At 69.0% G+C, this 14,272-nt stretch carries 13 protein-coding genes; 8 read left to right on the top strand and 5 right to left on the bottom strand.

Going from position 1 to position 14,272, the window contains the following annotated elements; translation table 11 throughout:
* Positions 1–5: 5 nt before the first annotated feature.
* The 4 genes from EL288_RS13755 to EL288_RS13740 are packed head-to-tail and all read left to right on the top strand — an operon-like array spanning position 6 to position 5,498.
* Positions 6–1,688, top strand: coding sequence for a thiamine pyrophosphate-binding protein (locus tag EL288_RS13755; RefSeq protein WP_003810780.1), 1,683 nt, complete (start codon positions 6–8; stop codon positions 1,686–1,688).
* A 10-nt stretch (positions 1,689–1,698) separates the two neighbouring features.
* Positions 1,699–3,132, top strand: a complete 1,434-nt coding sequence (locus EL288_RS13750; protein WP_003810782.1) for an aldehyde dehydrogenase family protein — start codon at positions 1,699–1,701, stop codon at positions 3,130–3,132.
* The gene (locus EL288_RS13745; RefSeq protein ID WP_003810786.1) at positions 3,129–4,298 is read left to right on the top strand and encodes a CaiB/BaiF CoA transferase family protein; all 1,170 of its coding nucleotides are present in this window, start codon (positions 3,129–3,131) and stop codon (positions 4,296–4,298) included. Before EL288_RS13750 ends, EL288_RS13745 begins: the two co-directional genes overlap by 4 nt.
* A gap of 36 nt (positions 4,299–4,334) precedes the next feature.
* Positions 4,335–5,498: an acyl-CoA dehydrogenase family protein gene (locus EL288_RS13740; protein WP_015063903.1), complete on the top strand. Its 1,164-nt coding sequence runs from the start codon at positions 4,335–4,337 to the stop codon at positions 5,496–5,498.
* 46 nt (positions 5,499–5,544) lie between these two features.
* Here EL288_RS13740 and EL288_RS13735 read toward each other — a convergent pair whose 3' ends face one another.
* Together EL288_RS13735 and EL288_RS24545 are read right to left on the bottom strand one after the other, a co-directional pair.
* Positions 5,545–5,757 carry a hypothetical protein gene (locus EL288_RS13735; protein WP_003810790.1) on the bottom strand — a complete coding sequence of 71 codons (213 nt, stop codon included), beginning with the start codon at positions 5,755–5,757 and terminating at the stop codon, positions 5,545–5,547.
* Positions 5,758–5,917: 160 nt separating this feature from the next.
* A complete protein-coding gene (locus tag EL288_RS24545; protein WP_003810792.1) occupies positions 5,918–6,052 on the bottom strand; it encodes a hypothetical protein in 135 nt (44 codons plus the stop codon).
* Positions 6,053–6,492: 440 nt separating this feature from the next.
* Here EL288_RS24545 and EL288_RS13725 point away from each other — a divergent pair, with 440 nt between their 5' ends.
* On the top strand, positions 6,493–8,016 hold the full coding sequence (locus tag EL288_RS13725) for an EAL domain-containing protein (protein ID WP_225665779.1): 1,524 nt from the start codon (positions 6,493–6,495) through the stop codon (positions 8,014–8,016).
* Between the two features lie 18 nt (positions 8,017–8,034).
* Here the strand turns inward: EL288_RS13725 and EL288_RS24540 are convergent, their stop codons facing one another.
* From EL288_RS24540 to prpR, 3 genes are all read right to left on the bottom strand, one after another.
* On the bottom strand, positions 8,035–8,166 hold the full coding sequence (locus EL288_RS24540; RefSeq protein WP_255288037.1) for a hypothetical protein: 132 nt from the start codon (positions 8,164–8,166) through the stop codon (positions 8,035–8,037).
* Positions 8,167–8,204: 38 nt separating this feature from the next.
* Entirely contained in the window at positions 8,205–8,906 is a 702-nt protein-coding gene (locus EL288_RS13720; RefSeq protein ID WP_003810795.1) for a MarC family NAAT transporter, read from the bottom strand.
* A gap of 123 nt (positions 8,907–9,029) precedes the next feature.
* Positions 9,030–10,958, bottom strand: coding sequence for a propionate catabolism operon regulatory protein PrpR (gene prpR, locus EL288_RS13715; RefSeq protein WP_003810797.1), 1,929 nt, complete (start codon positions 10,956–10,958; stop codon positions 9,030–9,032).
* A 171-nt stretch (positions 10,959–11,129) separates the two neighbouring features.
* Here prpR and EL288_RS13710 point away from each other — a divergent pair, with 171 nt between their 5' ends.
* Genes EL288_RS13710 through EL288_RS13700 form a run of 3 tightly spaced genes read left to right on the top strand, consistent with a single transcriptional unit; the run spans position 11,130 to position 14,268 of the window.
* On the top strand, positions 11,130–12,326 hold the full coding sequence (locus EL288_RS13710) for a CaiB/BaiF CoA transferase family protein (RefSeq protein WP_003810799.1): 1,197 nt from the start codon (positions 11,130–11,132) through the stop codon (positions 12,324–12,326).
* Between the two features lie 4 nt (positions 12,327–12,330).
* Positions 12,331–13,257, top strand: a complete 927-nt coding sequence (locus EL288_RS13705; protein ID WP_003810801.1) for a hydroxymethylglutaryl-CoA lyase — start codon at positions 12,331–12,333, stop codon at positions 13,255–13,257.
* 12 nt (positions 13,258–13,269) lie between these two features.
* Positions 13,270–14,268: a Bug family tripartite tricarboxylate transporter substrate binding protein gene (locus EL288_RS13700; protein ID WP_003810803.1), complete on the top strand. Its 999-nt coding sequence runs from the start codon at positions 13,270–13,272 to the stop codon at positions 14,266–14,268.
* The last annotated feature ends 4 nt before the right edge of the window (positions 14,269–14,272 follow it).

The raw sequence follows: 14,272 nt of genomic DNA, 5'->3' as shown, positions 1-14,272 counted from the left end.
GTTTGATGTCGAAATACCTGGCAGGGCATCTGGTCGCGGACTTTCTTGCCCATAACGGGGTGGAGACCGTTTTCGGCATTATTTCCGTCCACAACATCCCCATGATGGACGGCATCACGCTGAACAAGCGTATCCGCATGGTGATGACGCGTGGCGAGACCGGGGCCGCGCACATGGCCGACGGGCTGGCGCGCGCCACCGGCGCGATGGGCGTGGTGATCAGCAGCACCGGGCCGGGCGCCTCCAATACCGTGCCGGGCCTGGTCGAGGCGCGCTTTGCCGGCACGCCCTTGCTGCACATCACCGGACAGAGCGCCACGGCCCATCTCGGCCGCGATACCGGGGCGGTGCATGACGTGCCGGACCAGCTCGGCATGCTCAGCGCCGTCAGCAAGCAGGCGTACCGGGTGCGGTCGGCCGAGGAGACGCTGGATGTCCTGAAGCAGGCCTGGACGCAGGCCATGAGCGCGCCGGCCGGCCCGGTCAGCGTCGAGATCCCCATCGACATCCAACGCACGCCGGTGGCCCGGCCGGCCGACAGCCAGGCGTACCGGGTGGCCGCGCCGCGGGCGCTGGCGCCGTCGCCGGCGGCGCTGGACCAGCTGGCGCAAAAGGTGCGGGCCGCCAGGCGGCCGCTCGTCTGGGCGGGCGGCGGCGCGCGGGCCGCCGGCAAGGAACTTGCCGCCCTGGTGGAGCTGGGCTTCGGCATGGTGACCAGCTGGAACGGGCACGGGGTGGTCAGCGACGATCATCCTGCCAATCTGGGGGCGCTCAATGGGCCGGGCAGTCCGGCGGTCCAGGCCCTGTACGAACAGGCGGATCTGTTGCTGGTGGTCGGTTCGCGCCTGCGCGGACACGAGACGCTGGAGCACAAGCTGGCGTTGCCGCAGAACCTGGTGAGGATCGATGTCGATCCCGCCGCGCAGGCGCGCGGCTATGCCAGCACGCTGCTGGTCTGCGGCGACGCGGCCGTCACGTTGCAAGGGCTGCTGGAGCGCTTGCGCGAGCAGGGGCCGGACATCGACGCGGCCTTCACGCAGGCGGTGCGCGAGGCCAAGCCCAAGGCCGCCGAGCACTTCCGGCAAACGCTGGGCCCCTACAAGGATTTCGCGTCGCAGCTGCGCGCGGTGATGCCCGCCAGCGCCGTGTTCGCGCGCGACATCACCCTGAGCAACAGCACCTGGGGCCATCGCCTGTTCCCGCTGCACGCGCAAAGCCAGAACATCTATCCGGTGGGCGCGGGGATAGGGCAGGGGCTGCAACTGGGGATCGGCGCGGCGATAGGCAGCAAGGACCGCAAGGTGGTGCTGCTGACGGGCGACGGTGGCTTCTTCTTCAACATGACCGAGATGTGGACGGCCGTGCAGGAAGCCGCGGATATCGTGATGATCGTCATGAACGACGGCGGCTATGGCGTCATCAAGCACATGCAGGACGCGATGTGCGAAGGACGCTATGCGCACAGCAGCCTGCTGGCGCCGGACTTGCTGAAGCTGGCCGAGCTGGCGGGCATTCCTGCATGGCGGGTCGAGCGCGCCGCCGATTTCGGCGCGACGGTGGCCCAGGCCCTGGCCACGCGGGGCCCGACGCTGGTCGAGGTGGACATGAACGCCATCGGGCCGTTCCCGCCGTACTACCCCTATTCGGCCATGATCAGCGCCGCGCGCGAGCAGGCCGGCGCGCGTTGAAGGAGACGAGATGCGAACCATCACCAGCCTGATCGACGGCCAATGGGCGGGCGGCGCCGGCGACAGCGAGAACATCAATCCGTCCGACCTGTCGGCGCCGGTATGCCTGGTGGCCCAGGCCAGCGCGCAGCAGGCGGCGCAGGCCGTCGAGGCGGCGCGGCGGGCCCAGCCGGGCTGGGCCGCCACGGGCCTGGCGGCGCGGGCGCAGATCCTCAAGGACATCGGCCGCGGCATCGTGGCCAACAGCCAGCAGCTTGCGCATACCCTGGCCAGCGAGCAGGGCAAGACCCTGCCCGAGGCGCGCGGCGAGGTGCAGCGCGCCGCGGACATCTTCGACTACTACGCCGGCGAGGTGTTCCGGCTGGGCGGCGAGATGTTCCCGTCGATACGCGCCGGCGTCGAGGTGGAGATCTCGCGTGAGCCGCTGGGCGTCGTGGCCCTGATCACGCCGTGGAACTTCCCCATCGCCATTCCCGCCTGGAAGACGGCGCCGGCCTTGGCCTGCGGCAATGCGGTCGTGCTCAAGCCGTCGGAGTTCACGCCCGCCACGGCGGTCATGCTGGCCGAGATCATCCGGGCCGCCGGCGTGCCGGACGGCGTGTTCAACCTGGTCCTGGGTACGGGGGCGGACGTCGGGCAGGTATTGACCGGCCATCCGGCGGTCGCGGGCGTCAGTTTCACCGGGTCGAGCGCCACCGGGCGCAAGATCGCCGCATCGGCGGTTGCCGGGCACAAGAAACTGCAGATGGAAATGGGCGGGAAGAACCCGCTGGTGGTGTTGGACGATGCGGACCTCGAGATCGCGCTGGCCTGCGCGCTCGACGGCGCCTTTCATGCCACGGGCCAGCGCTGCACCGCCTCCAGCCGGCTCATCGTCACGCCGGGCATCTACAACCGTTTCGTGCAGGAGCTGGCGCAACGGGTCATGGCCCTGAACGTGGGCCATGCGCTGGACGAGCGGAGCCAGATCGGTCCGGTGTCCAACGGCGCCCAGTTCGACAAGGATCTGTCGTACATCGCGCTGGCGCGCGACGAGGCGCAGCGCGTTGTCGGCGGCGCAGCCTTGCAGCGGGCGCAGCGCGGCTATTACCTGCAGCCCTGCCTGGCCCTGGATGTGAGCCTGGACGCGCGGATCGCCCGCGAGGAGGTTTTCGGCCCGCTGGCCTGCGTGCTGCGCGCGCAGGACTACGAGCACGCGCTGGCCATCGCCAACGACACGGAGTACGGCTTGTCGGCCGGCATCTGCACGCAGTCGCTCAAGCATGCCACGCATTTCCGGCGCCACGTCCAAAGCGGCCTGGCCATGGTGAACATGCCGACCTCGGGCGTCGATTTCCACGTTCCGTTCGGCGGGCGCGGGGCGTCCAGCTACGGCAGCAGCGAGCAGGGCCATTATGCGCGCGAGTTCTTCACCAGCCTCAAGACCTCGTACATCCGCCCATGAGAAACGCCGCAGACACGCCCGCGGCCATGGCGGCGGGCAGCGCATTGGACGGCATACGCGTCGTGGACCTGTCGCGGGTGCTGAGCGGGCCTTATTGCACCCAGATACTGGCCGACCACGGCGCGGACGTGGTCAAGATCGAACCGCCGGGCGGCGACGAGACGCGCGCCTGGGGGCCGCCGTTCGCCGGCGAGGTTGCCGCCTATTACCAGGGCATCAATCGCAACAAGCGCGGCGCCTGGCTGGATCTGTCGTCCGAGGCCGGGCGCGCCGCGCTGCTGGCGCAGCTCGACGGCGCCGATGTGCTGGTGGAGAACTTCAAGTGCGGCACCATGGAGCGCTGGGGGTTGGGCTTCGAGGTGTTGAGCGGGCGGTTTCCGCGCCTGATCCATTGCCGGGTATCGGGCTTCGGCGCCGACGGCCCCATGGGGGGCATGCCCGGCTACGACGCAGCGATCCAGGCCATGTCCGGCATCATGAGCGTCAACGGCGATCCCGGCGGCGAGCCTACCCGCGTGGGGGTGCCCATCGTGGACATGGTGACCGGCATGAACGCGGCCATCGGGGTGCTGCTGGCGTTGCAGGAGCGCCAGCGCAGCGGCCGCGGGCAGTTCGTCGATATCGCGCTGTTCGATTGCGCGCTATCCATCCTGCATCCGCATACGGCCAGCCATTTTGCCGCCGGCGTCACGCCCGGCCGCACCGGCAATGCCCATCCCAACATCACCCCTTACGACATTTTCCCCACGGCGACCGATCCGCTGTTCCTGGCGGTCGGCAATGACCGGCAATTCCGGATCCTGTGCGAGGCGCTGGGCGCGGCGGCGCTGGCCGACGATCCGCGCTACGCCTCCAACGGCCAGCGTTGCGCCAACCGGCAGGCGCTGACCCGGTCATTGGCCGCGCTGCTGAGCCGGCACGCGGCGCAGGGACTGGCCGAGCGCCTCATCCGCGCAGGCGTGCCTTGCTCCAGCGTCCTGGACATTCCCCAGGCGTTGCGGCATCCGCAGGCCGTGCATCGGGAAATGGTCGTGCAACGCGACGGCTATGCCGGCGTGGCTTCGCCCGTCAAGCTGGGCCGCACGCCGGCGCGCTACCGCATGCCGCCGCCGCGCTTCGGCCAGCACCAGCTCGAGCTCGACTTCCCCGCCGCCTCGGGCCGCTGAACCGCGTTTTCGACCTTCAACCTGGCAGGACAAGACATGGACTTCCGTCTGAGCGACGAACAAGAGCAAATCAAATCGGCGATCGAACGCTTGTGCGAGCCGTTCGACGACGAGTACTGGTTCAACCGGGACCGGGAAGGGGGCTTCCCGCACGAATTCCACCAGGCGCTGGCGCAGGCCGGCTGGCTGGGCATCGCCATGCCGCAAGCCTACGGCGGCGCGGGGCTGGGAATCAGCGACGCGGCGCTGATGATGCACACGATCGCGGCGACCGGCGCGGGACTGTCGGGCGCCTCGGCCGTGCACATGAACATCTTCGGCCTGCATCCGGTCGTCGTGTTCGGCACGGCGCAGCAGAAGCAGCGCTGGCTGCCGCCGCTGATCGCCGGGCAGGACAAGGCCTGCTTCGGCGTGACCGAGCCCAACACCGGGCTGAATACGCTGAAACTGAAAACCCGCGCCGTGCGCCAGGGCGACCACTACGTGGTGACCGGCCAGAAAGTGTGGATTTCCACCGCGCAGGTGGCCAACAAGATCCTGCTGCTGGCGCGCACCACCCCGATCGAAGCGTGCACGGGCAGCGAAGGCCTCAGCCTGTTCTATACGGACCTGGAGCGCGCCGCCATCGAAGTGCACGAAATCGAGAAGATGGGCCGCAAGTGCGTGGACTCGAACCAGCTGTTCATCGATAACCTGCGCATCCCGGTCGAAGACCGGATCGGGGAGGAGGGCAAGGGGTTCAGCTATATCCTGCATGGCCTCAATCCGGAGCGGATCCTGATCGCCGCGGAGGCTGTCGGCCTGGGGCGGGCCGCGCTGCGCAAGGCCGCCGGCTACGCCAGGGAGCGCGAGGTCTTTGATCGGCCTATCGGCAAGAACCAGGGCGTCCAGCATCCGCTGGCGCGTTCCTGGATGGAACTGGAGGCCGCGCACCTGATGGTGCAGAAGGCGGCCTGGCTCTACGACCAGCAGCAGCCGTGCGGCGCGGAAGCCAACAGCGCCAAGTTCCTGGGGGCCGAAGCCTGCTATGCGGCGTGCGAGAACGCCATCTTCACCCACGGCGGGATGGGGTACGCGAAGGAGTACCACGTGGAGCGCTATCTGCGCGAGGCGTGGATACCGCGCCTGGCGCCCGTGAGTCCGCAGATGATCCTCAGCTTCATCGCCGAGAAGGTGCTCGGGCTGCCCAAGTCCTATTGAGGCCCGGCGCGGGCGCCAGCCCGTACGCCTGTACGTTCGCGGCGGTTCAGTTGCCGGCGCTGCGCCGCAGCCGCGCCATTTCGGCCTGGTTCAGGCGCCTGGCCTCGGCCTCGGCATAGTCGCGTTCGTCCGCCTCGTACGAGCCCTCGTAGATACAGCCGCTGCGGTTCCACCTGCACTCGTCGCTGACACGGCTGGCTGTGGATTTGCGATCCGAATCCCCCAGCCCGACCCAGGAACACCCGGAAACCAGCGCCACGAGGGACAGCGAAGCGGCCCAGCGACTCCATATTTGAACGTACATCTCTTCCAGCCCGGCAAAGACAACACAGCCCCGTTTATAACAAGCCCGCAGGGGCGTTCCAAGTGGCGTGGCCCTTCAGCGCCGGGAAATGGGCCCGCGGGGCTTGCCCGCGGCGTCACGAGCCGCGGGCAAGCAGCCACTCCACCAGCTCGACGGTGCAGACCATGATCACCAGCGCGATGCCGGCGACATGCAGGTAAGAGCTCCAGCTGACGCGTTCGTCGGCGTCCTCCTTTCTTCTTCTTTTCACGATTCTCTCCAGGTGCGTACGGTTCCAAGGCAACCATAGAGAAAGCGCGGGCGCGGTTGTATCGGCCGGTGTCAGTAGGCCTTTCGCGCGAACGGGTGTGTCATGCGTTTGGTCGAAGCAGGGAGGCTGGCGCGCCTGCCATGAGCCGGAAAACCGCCGTCGCGCCGCCGGGCTGGCGAATATCGGCAAAAGGTCGAATGCTGCAAAATTTTGACATTTGGCGCAATTCTTGGATGCGTTTTGTCAAACAAACTGCTAGCATCCGATCCAGCGGCGTAGGACGCCGTTGATTCGAGTGCGATGTTGCCAGATCCGCATTGCGCGCAGGATGGGCCTGGTAGTGAGTGGCCGGCGATCCCGGCCGGTTGTCTGACGCCCCGCCGGCAGGCGAAATGGGCATGACGCAGGGCCACGTCATGTCCGGGCGGGAAGCCAACAACATGACGATCAGATATCTTCCGGTCCGGCACAGACTGCTTTTCTTCGTTGTGCCTGTCCTGGCCTGCGGGCTGGTGGCGGCAGCGATCGGCTATGCCTGGAAAGGCATGCACGCGACCAGCATGGTCGAGCACGACAACGCCCATTTCCTGGCGCGCTCGCTGGATATCGCGCGCGAGCAGCTCGATATCGTGCTCGAGGCGCGCGTGGCCCCCGCGGCCTGTTCGGAGGGGGATCTCGCCGCCTTGCGGCAACGGGTCTTTCGTTCGAAGTACGTCGCCGACATCGCGCGCATTGACAATGGCGCCTTGCGCTGCTCCGCCGTATGGGGCGTATGGCGCCATCCGCACGTGCTGCCGCGCGGGGGCAGGACGGTGCGTGACGGGGTCTTCCTGTGGCAGAACATGGAGAACCCCATCCAGCCGGAGCTGTCGGGCGACGTGCTGGCCAGCGAGCGGCTGGCGGTTTTCACGATTCCGGGCATCTTCGACGACATCGTGCGCCGCGCGGGCGGGCAGAAGACCACGCTGTATTCGCGCAAGCAAGGCCATGTGTACAAGGTGTTCGACGCGTCCGCGGCCGAGGACTGGCAGGGATGGGGCGCTGGGTTTCAGCTCGTGCGCACGGCCGCGGCCTGCGCGCCAGTGGGGGGGCCGGATATCTGTGTCGAAACCACGGCGCGCGTGGACGCGCGCGGCGCGGTGGCCGTAGCCGGTCTGGGCGGCATGGCGCTGGGCGCCGGGGTCGGGCTTATCGTATTCCTCTGGTGGCGCAGGTCGTTCGGGCTGCGCGCCAGCCTGGTCGACGCGCTGCGCAAGGGCAAGATACAGGTGGCTTATCAACCGCTGCGCGTGCTGGATTCGGGGCGCATGGCGGGCGTGGAGGCGCTGGCGCGCTGGACGCATGACGAGGTCGGGCCGATCTCCCCGGTCACGTTCCTCGGGTGGGTGGAGGCGATGGGCCTGCGCCAGCCTTTCACGCGCTACATCGTCCAGGCCGCGCTGGACGGCATGAAGACGCGGATGGCGGGCGATGCGCCGTTCTACCTGAGCATCAACGTCTTTCCGGAAGATCTCGAGGACGAGTCGTTCCTGGATTTCCTTACGCAAAGCGTGCGCGAGCGCGGGCTGAGCCCGGGCAGTGTCGTGCTGGAGGTCACCGAATCCGCGGTGTTTTCGACCGCCTCGCCGTCGGTGCTGTTTCGCCGTTTCCGGGCCGCGGGCTTTCGGATCTTCCTGGACGATTTCGGCGTGGGCTATTCGAACCTGGGGAACATCATCCGCTGGGAGGTCGATGGCATCAAGCTGGACCGGATCTTCATGCAATCCCTCGGCGATTTCGACAGCGCGGCGCCGGTGCTGGACCAGGTCATAGAAATGGCCCGCCAGCTCGACCTGCACCTGGTCATCGAAGGGATAGAAGTGCGCAGCCAGGCCGACTACATCTTCAAGCGGGCGCCGCACGCCGTCGGCCAGGGCTGGCTGTTCGGACGCCCCGGGCCGGCCTGCGCGCTGCCGGCGGCCTGAGGGCGGGCCTGCGCCGCGTCACCGGCTCGCCAGTTTGAGGGCAATGCCGATCGCGATGCCGATGCCTATGCCGGCGGCAATGTTGTCCATCGCCACGCCGATGGCCACACCGATCGCCACGCCGATTGCCAGCCATGCGCCCGAGTTCATCGGGCCACGATAGCACGGCGGGCCAGGCGGGCGCCGGCTCAGGCGCCGGGCGGATGGCGGATCAGCTCGAACACGCCGTCGATGATGAATTGCACGCCCATGCAGATGAGCAGAAAGCCCATGACGCGCGAGATGGCGTCGATGCCGGACTGGCCCAGCATGCGCATGACCCGCTCGGCGCTGCGCAGGCAGGCCCAGAACAGCAGCGCCAGCAGGAGCGTGACGGTGATGACGGCGAAATGGTGGATGAGGGTGATGCCGCCATGGCTGTGCAGGGTCGAGGCGGAGCTGATGATCAGGGCGATCGTGCCGGGGCCGGCGGTGCCCGGCAGCGCCAGCGGCACGAACGAGATGTCGCGCGGGCGCGGGCCGGTGTGCGCGGCGCCCGGGACCTGGATGTGCGGGTCGTCCGGCGCCATCTCGACTTGCGCCTGCGCCTCGTTCTGCGAGGTGGCCGGGAACAGCATGGTGAAGCCGATGTAGGCGACGATCAGTCCGCCGGCGATGCGCAGGCCGGGAATGGAAATGCCGAAGCTGCTGATGATGGCGTTGCCGGCATAGAACGAGGCCAGGATGATGGCGGCCACATATACGGTGGCGCGGCCGATCTGGCGGTTGCGCTCGTCGCGCGTGAAGCCGCTGCCCAGCGCCAGCAGCAGCGTGGTGCTGGTCAGCGGGTTGGCCACGGGCAGCATGGTGACCAGGCCGAGGCCGACCAGTTGCAGGTATTCGATGATCACGCGCGTGTCTCCTGCCGATGCGGTGGCGCGCCGCCATGGCGCGCCGGGTTGGAAGGCCGGCCGGCGGCGATGCGCCGTACCGGCCCGGGTCCGACCCTGGCAGTGTACAGGCAGGGGGGCGGCTCAAGTCGCGCGCGCGCCATCGTCGGCGGCGTCGATCTGCCTGAGCCAGCGCCACAGCGTCGAGCGGCTCACGCCCAGCTGCGCGGCGGCCTGTGCGCGATTGCCATCGGCCTGGCGCAGGGCCTGTGCGATGCGCTCCGGACGCGGCGCGTCCATGGCGGCGGGGTGCTCGAACAGCTCGGGGCATTCGTGGCGCAAGGCGTCATGGCGGATCGCCTCGGCGTCGTCGAACTGCAGCAGGAACACCGCGATCCGCTCGCACAGGTTCTCCAGCTCGCGCACGTTGCCCGGCCAGGGATAGGCGGCCAGCCGCGGCAGCAGGGCGGCGAGCGCGGCCTCGGCGTCCAGGGGCGAGCCCAGCCGGTCCAGGCAGCGCGCAACCAGGCGGGTCGCCAGCAAGGCGATGTCGGCGCCGCGCTCGCGCAAGGGCGGCAGCGGCAGCCGCAGGGCGTTGATGCGGTAGTACAGATCCTGGCGGAAGCGTCGCTGGGCCACCAGCTCCTGCAGCGGCTGATGGGTGGCGGCCAGCACGCGCACGTCCACCGGCACCGGCGTGGTGGCGCCCAGGCGCGTGATTTCGCCTTCCTGCAGCACGCGCAGCAGGCGCGTCTGCAGCGACAGCGGCATGTCGCCGATCTCATCGAGAAACAGCGTGCCCGTATGCGCGGCCTCGATCAGGCCGCGCTTGCCGTCGCGGCGCGACCCGGTGAAGGCGCCGTCCTCGTAGCCGAACAGTTCGCTCTCGAGCAGGGTTTCGGGCAGCGACGCGCAATTGATGGCGACGAAGGGGCGGTGGGCGCGCGCGCTGGCGTTGTGGATCGACTGGGCGAACAGCTCCTTGCCGACGCCGCTTTCGCCCTGGATCAGCACGCGCAGGTCGGTGCCGGCGTAGCGGCGCGCGGTGTCGACGGCGCGCATGAACGCGGGGCTTTGCCCGAGCAGGGTGTCGAAGCGGTGGCGGGCCGCGCTCTGGCGACGGCGTTGCTGCATGCGCAAGCTGCTGTCGGCCTCCTGGATGCGGTGCGCGTCATACAGGGTCAGGGCGGCGCCGACCAGCTTGCCGTACTCGAGAATGGGCGTGCGATTGGCGATCCAGTCGCGCCTGGCGTAGCGCTGCACGGCGGCGCGCTCGGCCCGGCCCGAGTCCAGCGTGGGCTGCAGCGACAGCTCGGGTTCGACGGCATCCAGGCGCTGCCCCAGCAGCGTGCGGTTGGGCATGCCCAGCAGCTCGCGCATGGGCGGATTGACGGCGATGATGCGGTGGTCGCGGTCGACCGCCAGCACCGCCTCCTGCAGGTTGTGCAGCACGCCATTGAGCTGCTCGTAGCGGCCGGCCTCCAGGCGCGCCACGCGCGCCAGCTCGATGGCGTCCTCGAACCCCTGGCGTATGCTCGCCAGCGAATAGGCGAGGATGCCGCGCAGGCCCGCTTCCTCGGCCAGCTCGACCACCAGGCTGGAGCCCACGATCACCTGGAAGCCGTCGCGCCGCAGCTGTTCGAAGCCCTGGCGGGCGTGATATGGCGTCTGGTAGGCGTACTGGGTGATCTCGATATTGAGCAGCTCCTTGACGGCATCGAGCTCGGGCAGCGTCTGGCCGTACATGACCACCCCGACCCGGCTGGCGATGCGCCGCGCCCGGATGAGGGCCTGCAGCAGATCGAAGCCGCCCAGCTGGATGGTGGCCACCGGGGCCTGCAGGTTGGCGCGCAGGATGCTGGCGTTGGCGCCCGCGCTGATGAAGGCGTCGACCGCATTGCGCTCGATGCGGTCGCGCGCGACCGCCAGGGCATCGGCGAAGGTGCCGTCCACTACGTCGATGGCGGCCCGGTTGCGGTATTCGGCGATCACCGGGGCGGCGAATTCGCGGATCTGGCGGTAGCTGACGAAGCACAGGCGCGGCAGGGGCTGCGCGGCGGAAAGCGCGGGCATGGCGTGTTTCACTGGAACAGATAAAGGTTTCACGAGTGTTGCATGAAACGTCTCGATGCGTGCGGCATGGCAGTAAGCGCATAGGAATCAATGACTTGCCGTCGTGGCGCAAGCTGGCACGGCATTTGCGTATGGGTAGGTATCGCATTGCACATGATGGAGACTGAAACCTTGGCGCTGCAACACATTACCGTGCTGGACCTGACCCACATGCTTTCCGGCCCCTACGGCACGATGCTGCTTGCCGACCTGGGCGCGCGCACCATCAAGGTGGAGCCGCCCGGCGCCGGCGAGGGCACCCGCCGCCTGCTCGAGCACGATCCCGATTATTCGCGCGACGGCATGGGCGCCTACTACCTGACGCTGAACCGCAACAAGCAAAGCGTCTGCGTGGACCTCAAGAGCGAGGCCGGCAAGGCGGTCTTCCTGGACCTGGTGCGCCAGGCCGACGTGGTGTTCGACAACTTCGGCGTGGGCGTGACGCAGCGCCTGGGCATCGATCATGCGTCGCTGGCGCGGGTCAACCCGCGCATCATCACCTGTTCGGTGACCGGCTTCGGGCAGACCGGACCGCAGACGCAGCGTCCCGCGTTCGACCAGGTGGTCCAGGGCATGGGCGGCGGCATGTCCATCACCGGAACGCCCGAGACGGGACCGATGCGCAGCGGCATCCCCATCGGCGACCTGGGCGGCGGCCTGTTCGGCGCCATGGGCGTGCTGGCGGCGCTGGCCGAGCGCGAGCGCACCGGGCGCGGACAGCATGTGGATGTCTCGATGCTGGACGCGCAGATCTCGATGCTCAACTACATGGCGACCATGTACCTCATGTCGGGACAGGTGCCGGCGGGCATCGGCAACGGCCACTTCGTGCACGTGCCGTACAACACCTATCCCACCTCCGATGGGCACATCATCATCGCCTGCATCGGCGACGCCTTCTTCGAGCGCTTCGTCGAGTGCATCGACCTGCCCGAACTGCGCGATCCCGCCTACCGCCAGCAGCCGGCGCGCTTCGCGGCCAAGGCGCGGATCGACGCCATCGTCGGCGCGGCGCTGCAGGCCAGGCCGACGGCGTACTGGCTGGAGCGGCTGGGCGCGGCGCGCATTCCGTGCGGCCCGGTCAACGATTTTGCGCAGGCGCTCAACGACGCGCAGGTGCGCGCGCGCGACATGGTGGTCGAGGTGCCGCTCAAGAGCGGCGAGCGGCTCGGCATGCCGGGCAACCCGGTCAAGCTGTCGGCGGCCGCGCCGCGCGCCTTTACCTGCCCGCCCGCGCTGGGCGAGCATACCGAAGCCGTGCTGGCCGAGCTGGCCGGCTATGGTCCCGCGCAACTGGAGCGCCTGCGTGCCGCCGGCGCGATCGGGTGAGGCCATGCAGGAGCGCATCCACATCACCGACGTCTCGCCTCGCGACGGGCTGCAGAATCAACCGGCACAGGTGCCCACGCAGGAGAAACTGCGCCTGATCCGTCTGCTGGCCGAGGCGGGCGTGCGCAGCGTCGAGGCAACCAGTTTCGTGTCGCCGCGCGCCGTGCCGCAAATGGCCGATGCGGCCGAACTGGTGGCACAGGTCCACGCGGCGCTGCCGGACCTGCGCACCTCGGTGCTGGTGCCCAATCTCAAGGGCCTGGAGCGTGCGCTGGCCGCCGGGGCGCGCGAGATCGCCGTGGTGCTGTCGGCCACCGAAACCATGAATCGCAAGAACATCAACATGGGCCTGGCGCAGGCAGTCAGCGTGAGCGAGCAGACGCTGGCCGCGGCGCGCGGCGCCGGCTTGCGCACGCGCGCCTATGTGGCGGTGGCGTTCGACTGCCCGTTCGAGGGCGCGACGCCGCTGGCCGATGTGCTGCGCCTGGCCGCCGCCATGTACGCGGCCGGCGCCGACGAGATCGTGATCGCCGACACCATCGGGTCGGCTGCGCCGGGCGAGGTCAAGACGCGCCTGCGCGCCCTGCGCGACGTGGCGCCGCTGGAGCGGCTGGCGGTGCATTTTCACGACACCCGCGGCATGGGCGTGGCCAATGCGTGGGCGGCCCTGGAGGCGGGCGTACGCCGTTTCGACGCCAGCGTGGGCGGTATCGGCGGCTGCCCGTTCGCGCCGGGCGCGGCGGGCAACCTGGCCACCGAGGATCTGGTGCTGATGGCCGAGCGCAGCGGCTTTGCGTCGGGGATTTCGCTCGACGGCCTGCTGCGCGCGGTCGATGCCGCACAGGCGCAATTGCAGCGTCCGCTGGGCGGGCGCTCGATGGCGTGGCTGCGGCGCCAGGCAGGCAGTGCGGTTCGAGTCCAACAACCATAAAGGGAGACATCGATGCTAGGGAAATCTGCAGGCAGGTGGAGCTTGGGGCGCGTAGCCGGCGCGGCAATGCTGTGCGCGGCATGGGGCTGGAGCGCCGCGGCCGGCGCCGAAGCCTATCCGGACAAGCCGATCAGGCTCATCGTGCCGTTCGCGCCCGGCGGGGTCACGGACACCGGCGCGCGCGTGGTGGCCGACAAGCTGGGCCAGCGCCTGGGACAACAGGTGGTGGTGGACAACCGGCCGGGCGCATCGGGCAACATCGGCACGCAGATGGCGGCGCGCGCCGCGCCCGACGGCTATACGCTGGTGGTCGGGTTCGACGGCACGCTGGTCATCAATCCGCACATCTACCGCGACCTGCCGTTCGACCCGGTGCAGGACTTCGCGCCGGTCAGCAAGATCGGCGACGCCGTGCTCATCATCGTCACCAACCCCAAGGTGCCGGCGAAGAACCTGCAGGACCTGCTGGCCTATTCCAAGTCGCTGCCGGCCGGCGTGTCGTACGGCAGCGCCGGCATCGGCAGCACGCCGCACCTGGCCGGCGAGCTGCTGAAGATGCGCACCGGCGCCAATTTCGTCCACGTGCCCTACAAGGGCGGCGGGCAGGCCATGGCCGACCTGGTCGGCGGCACGCTGCCCATGCTGTACACGGCCGTGGCCGGGGCGTACCCGTTCATCCAGAAAGGCCAGGTCCAGGCCATCGCGGTATCGAGCCGGCAGCGCCTGGCCTCGCTGCCCGACGTGCCGACCGTGGCCGAGTCCGGCGCGCCGGGGTTCGAGTCCAGTTCCTGGATCGGCATCCTGGCGCCCAAGGGTACGCCGCAGCCCATCGTCGACAAGCTGCAGCGCGAACTGCACGCGGTGGTCAGCGAGCCGCAGACGCGCGAGCGCCTCGCCGCGCTGGGCATTTCCGCCTCGGGCAACACGCCGGCCGAGTTCGGGCAGGAAATCCAGGCCGATCTGCAACGCTATGGCGAGATCGTGCGGGCGGCGCAGATACGGGTGGACTAGCCAA

It is taken from the genome of Bordetella bronchiseptica (assembly GCF_900636925.1).
In the GTDB taxonomy this organism is placed as follows: Bacteria; Pseudomonadota; Gammaproteobacteria; order Burkholderiales; family Burkholderiaceae_B; genus Bordetella; species Bordetella pertussis.
This window is presented reverse-complemented; position numbering and strand designations above follow the sequence as displayed.

Coding starts and splice junctions, on each gene's coding strand:
- EL288_RS13755 (WP_003810780.1), top strand. CDS start 6: ATGTCGAAATACCTGGCAGGGCATCTGGTCGCGGACTTTCTTGCCCAT.
- EL288_RS13750 (WP_003810782.1), top strand. CDS start 1,699: ATGCGAACCATCACCAGCCTGATCGACGGCCAATGGGCGGGCGGCGCC.
- EL288_RS13745 (WP_003810786.1), top strand. CDS start 3,129: ATGAGAAACGCCGCAGACACGCCCGCGGCCATGGCGGCGGGCAGCGCA.
- EL288_RS13740 (WP_015063903.1), top strand. CDS start 4,335: ATGGACTTCCGTCTGAGCGACGAACAAGAGCAAATCAAATCGGCGATC.
- EL288_RS13725 (WP_225665779.1), top strand. CDS start 6,493: ATGACGATCAGATATCTTCCGGTCCGGCACAGACTGCTTTTCTTCGTT.
- EL288_RS24540 (WP_255288037.1), bottom strand. CDS start 8,166: ATGAACTCGGGCGCATGGCTGGCAATCGGCGTGGCGATCGGTGTGGCC.
- prpR (WP_003810797.1), bottom strand. CDS start 10,958: ATGCCCGCGCTTTCCGCCGCGCAGCCCCTGCCGCGCCTGTGCTTCGTC.
- EL288_RS13705 (WP_003810801.1), top strand. CDS start 12,331: ATGCAGGAGCGCATCCACATCACCGACGTCTCGCCTCGCGACGGGCTG.
- EL288_RS13700 (WP_003810803.1), top strand. CDS start 13,270: ATGCTAGGGAAATCTGCAGGCAGGTGGAGCTTGGGGCGCGTAGCCGGC.